The following is a 4,259-nucleotide window of genomic DNA, read 5'->3' as shown; positions in this document are numbered from 1 at the left end:
TAAGGGCCCTTGGTCGATATCCACCGCGATAATGCGGTGGTCACTGTCATAGTGATAACGTTGTCCCGAGCTACTGCCTTTTTCATAGCGCGATACCATGCGACCAAAACCGTCGTAGCGATAATCATACTTATCACTGCCTTGTACTTGGTTATGCGGTGCTTCGGTGTGCGGACGAGTCAGTAAATTGGCCGCCGCATCATACAGAAAGTGTTCGGTTTGCACCGACCCTAAATGCGCCGTCAACTGCCCCAGCGGGTCGTACTGATAACTGTGGTAGTACCAATGTCCGGCGGTAAAAACCTCGCCCGTTTGACCATAACTGACACTGCGCTCGATAAGTTGATTGCGTTTATCCCAACGATAACGACGGTCAATCACCGGGGTCACAAACTGTGAGGCATTCATTTGGCGCGCCACTTGGTGCGTAATACGTCCCCGACAGTCATAGCCCGTTTCATTGTCTAAGGCGCCACTGGTGCGTAACGTTTCTCGGTGTAAACGGTCTCGTTGATATTCCGCCAATACCGTCAATTGCGCATTATCTCGCCATTGCGTTTGTTGTAAATGCCCAGAGCCGTAATACAGGTATTCAAATGCCCGTTGATGGGGCAACTCGGTGCGAGTGATATTACCCAGCACATCATAGTGATGCTGATAATCACCGCGAGCACTGGCTTCTCGAACCAACTGCCCCACTTTATCGTAGGTAAAGGTCAGGGCGTCTTGATACTCTACGCGGGCGGTGGTGCCGGTGCGTTCGGCTTCATGCCATATCGCCATGGGGACTCTGCGTAACGTCACACTCAAAGGTTGATAAAGGTATTCCGTGCGATAATCGGCGTTTTCTCGAAACAGCAACCGTCCCACTTTATCGTAACCGAAGGTGGTCACCTGCGGGGATAAGGGCATCGGCGTATCAATGGAAGGCCCAGGGGTGGTTTTTATTTGGGTGACATTCCCCATCACATCGTACTGATAGTGCTTTTGTTGTCCGATAAGATCATGTTCATCGGTTAAACGATGCAAGGCATCATACTCAAAGCGGTACTGCTCGCCCTGTTCATTCTCCAGCGCCTGCATACGCCCGAAAGTATCATAGTGAAAATGCAACCAATGCCCTGCCGGATCGCGTCGGGCTATTACTTGTCCACGACGGTTACGGCGCAACAGAATATGGCGCTCTCCGGCATCCGTTATTCCCACTAATTGCCCGGTGGCATCATAGTCATAATGGTTTTCTGTCCCATCCGGCAAGCACTCTGTTAACAGCAATCCCACTTCACTAAAGGTGTAAGTCGTGGTTTCATTCTGTGCATTGGTCAACGAGCGCAGTTGTCCCCACTCATCAATTTTTAAATCACGACTGTTTTTTTGACACAAAAAGCCTAGTAACTGGTTAGTCAATAATTGAGAAATTTTACTTTCTTTTTTATTTTTACGATAATTCTATTTCCACTGAAAAATCGAAAGCCATTAAACCTGCATCTTCTACTCTTTGTTTAAATTTATCCGTAACAAAGATTCGGCTAATATCCTCATCAATAGTAAATAGATACTCATCAGTAATGTTATTTTTTATGAGAACTGGCTTCTCAATCATTAATCCATTGGGATATTCCCGATAAATAGAATTTGTTCTGTCAAAACATCCTGAAAGTGAATTAGTTGGATAATAACCAACAAATTTCTTCCGTTTGCTCTCTGTCTTAACGGGTAATACTTGTCCTCTTGAACTCAAAATATCAGATAAAGACAATAATGCATCTTCACTAAAAACCATAAATGGCGACAAAGCACTACTAAAATCAAATTGATAATTTTTTTTACCCTGTTCATTAGATCTTAGCTCCAATGATACCTCTTTGTAGCTATTATCGAATGCATCCCATCTTTGCCTCATTGCTCTCCCAATAATGCTTTCTTCCCCTTCAGAATACTCCTGTATAAATGAACAAAAAATAGTCACATCCGACTGAAAATCATATATTTTATTGATCATAGTATTGTATACCAACTTGCGTCTCTGCGTGCAGAGGAAAGAATATCATTAATTTTTGATAGTTCATCTAAAACCCCCTGTTTACCACCCACGTCATCGGCCTTAATAATTCTTGTATTTACTGCGTCAATATAATCACTTGGATGTCTGCCATTATGTTTTATTCCTGACAATGCTTCATCAACATTATTTCTATTTGGCAGGAAAACACCATTTCTAGCATCATCAACATCAATACCATGTTTTTTCAGAATATCTCTAGCTGGCTGGGCACCTTTAGATGTATCACCAACAATATGATGAGCTGCGGTATTGGCAGGTTTAGGCGTACCATCAGCTACCATATTTTTAGAAAGTTTGACCGCACAATGCCCCCACGGATCCACCCATGTCAACGCATTCGGCGCATAAGCATATAAATTTATCCCCCCAGCCAACCCTATCGGGTCTTGCTGGGTAAAACGGCCTAAATCCGGGGCATAGTACCTAAACGTATTATAATGCAGGCCAGTATACTCGTATCATCCTGATACTCGCCCTACGGGCCAGCGCAAGCGCTGTTCAAATTTGTTCCTGACAAAATGTCCTATATGTAATTTAAGGAAGCCCTCTAGGCAATCACCACCAACCTTCGGTAGCTATCAAAATGCATTCTTTCGTACACGCAAAAGAAATATATACATTAATCCAAACAACACACAATATTAAATGTAAATTAGATGGCTCCATGTACTGAATAAAGATTATGTAAATTTTCATTAAAAATAATTAATATTATTAATTATTTTTAAATTTAATCCACTTCTTAATAATTATACAGTTAATATCATCAGTCACTTATTATTTTAAGTTAGCCCGATAATAAATTTTAAACTCATTATCAAATATTTAATTTTAAAGAGTCAATTATTTTATCTACCTTTATTTTCTCTTCTGTTGATTGTGAGAAAAAACGTATTTTTAATAATCTCATTATATTTTCTATTGATGCATCAATATTTCCATCATTACTATGATCATTGAAAAAAGAACCCAAGCTTATTCTACTTATGACATTTTTTTTTACGAACACTTCAAGTTCACTCCCGCTATTTATAGCAGAATTAATTTTATCAATATAAAAACCATTATCTTTTCCTTTAACATCATTATCATATACCATTAAAAATAAAGCATATTCAATCCAAGTCCAATAATCATAATTATGATTATAATCAATTTCACATAATAAACTTAATAAGTTTTTATATTTTTCATTATTCTTAAAGTACAATTCATAAGTCTTCGTAACAATACTCTCTAAGTAACTTTTTTTTGTTTTTTTATCACTTACTGATGCTATTTCTGAATAATTTTCATTTATTTTTTTAAAAAAAACATTTAAATTCATTTTTCACCTCATTATTCCACAATAATTTTCACTTTTGTTCCATCAGGATAAGGGGATAATGCATGAGATATAGAAGAACCTGCACCTCTATTATCACTAATACTAATATATCTTACACTCGCTCCTTTTCCCCCTTCTTTAAACATAGCCATAGGAAACTCATCTCTATCAAACCCTGTTTTAGTTGAGTAATTTTGAAGAGATAAACGTCTTCTATTTGTAGCACCGGTTCTATCAACTGTAAAAATATCATTACCTTTTTTAGTTATAAAATCAGCTACATGACCAAATGCCTCTTTATATTCCGATTTAGTTAATGTTAAAACTATATCATGAGTTTTTTTATCACCGATAGTTACTTTACAACCTTTTTGCCCCCACGGATCCACCCATGTCAATGGATTTGGCGCATAAGCATATAAATTTATCCCCCCTGCCAACCCTATTGGGTCTTGTTGGGTAAAACGGCCTAAATCCGGGGCATAGTACCTGAACGTATTATAATGCAGCCCCGTCTCTTTGTCGAAATACTGCCCTTGAAAACGCAGGTTCTGTTCACGATTAAATGTGCTTGTGGGGCGGGTTTGACGCTGTAAATGCCCCCAAGCACTGTATTGCCCTTGCCAAACTATTTCACCGTCACTGTTGGTCAACGCTTCCGGTAAGCCACTTAAACTACTGTGCGTATAATAAATCGCCCGTTGCGGATTAAGCGGGTTATCCGTGCATTCAATGCGAGCAAGAGGCGTATAACTTTGGTCATTGTAAGCATGATAAACCGTGGTATGGGGCGCTGCGCTACTGTGCTCAGACACCAGTCGCATCCCTACCCAGCCAAAGGTGTACACTTCATCCGGCTCATGTTGG

Annotated in this window: 3 protein-coding genes and 2 pseudogenes; all 5 read right to left on the bottom strand. The window is 39.7% G+C overall.

Annotation, left to right across the window (positions count from 1 at the left end):
* Nucleotides 1-1,383: pseudogene (locus AACV00_RS07320) on the bottom strand (RHS repeat-associated core domain-containing protein); the annotation flags it as partial.
* A gap of 55 nt (nt 1,384-1,438) precedes the next feature.
* The gene (locus tag AACV00_RS07315; protein ID WP_049203038.1) at nt 1,439-2,002 is read right to left on the bottom strand and encodes a hypothetical protein; all 564 of its coding nucleotides are present in this window, start codon (nt 2,000-2,002) and stop codon (nt 1,439-1,441) included.
* Nucleotides 1,999-2,514, bottom strand: a pseudogene (locus tag AACV00_RS07310) (AHH domain-containing protein); the annotation flags it as partial. The gene AACV00_RS07315 and the pseudogene AACV00_RS07310, both read right to left, overlap by 4 nt.
* A gap of 368 nt (nt 2,515-2,882) precedes the next feature.
* A complete protein-coding gene (locus AACV00_RS07305; protein ID WP_049212215.1) occupies nt 2,883-3,392 on the bottom strand; it encodes a DUF6707 family protein in 510 nt (169 codons plus the stop codon).
* A gap of 11 nt (nt 3,393-3,403) precedes the next feature.
* A partial coding sequence (locus AACV00_RS07300; RefSeq protein WP_202608917.1) for an RHS repeat-associated core domain-containing protein occupies nt 3,404-4,259 on the bottom strand: 856 nt, incomplete at its 5' end.

Origin of the sequence: Proteus sp. G3927 (assembly GCF_963894685.1) — a bacterium.
Lineage (GTDB): Bacteria > Pseudomonadota > Gammaproteobacteria > Enterobacterales > Enterobacteriaceae > Proteus > Proteus mirabilis.
The sequence above is the reverse complement of the archived record's forward strand: the minus strand, read 5'-3'. Positions and strand labels throughout refer to the sequence as shown.

Coding starts and splice junctions, on each gene's coding strand:
- AACV00_RS07315 (WP_049203038.1), bottom strand. CDS start 2,002: ATGATCAATAAAATATATGATTTTCAGTCGGATGTGACTATTTTTTGT.
- AACV00_RS07305 (WP_049212215.1), bottom strand. CDS start 3,392: ATGAATTTAAATGTTTTTTTTAAAAAAATAAATGAAAATTATTCAGAA.